We start from the raw sequence: 332 nt of genomic DNA on the forward strand, positions 1-332 counted from the left end.
CCCTCGGGCTTGGCGTCGACGTGCGCGTGATCGGCCGCGTCGGCGGGCGCGTCACAGCCGCCGTGACCCTCTCGCTGATCCTGCTGCTCTGCATCAGCCTCGGCATGATCTACGGCTTAAGGCTCGGATGAGAGTGGGAAAACCGATACGGCGAGGCCGCTCTTGATAGGGGCCTTGATAGTCGAAAACAAACATCATTGTGAGATGGACTTGCCCCGGAAAAATGGAGAGGTTTCCTGAGATTTGAAAGGAAACCGCGATGGGGAAGCAGCAGCGCCGTTTCACGGCGGACTTTGAAAAGGAAGCTGTGCGGCTGGCGACGACCAGCGGTC

General features: G+C 59.9%; 1 pseudogene. It reads left to right on the forward strand.

Going from position 1 to position 332, the window contains the following annotated elements:
- Nucleotides 1-131, forward strand: a pseudogene (locus tag CR492_RS21305) (putative sulfate exporter family transporter); the annotation flags it as partial.
- Nucleotides 132-332: the final 201 nt, after the last annotated feature.

Source organism: Methylocella silvestris, assembly GCF_002891535.1.
Lineage (GTDB): Bacteria > Pseudomonadota > Alphaproteobacteria > Rhizobiales > Beijerinckiaceae > Methylocapsa > Methylocapsa silvestris_A.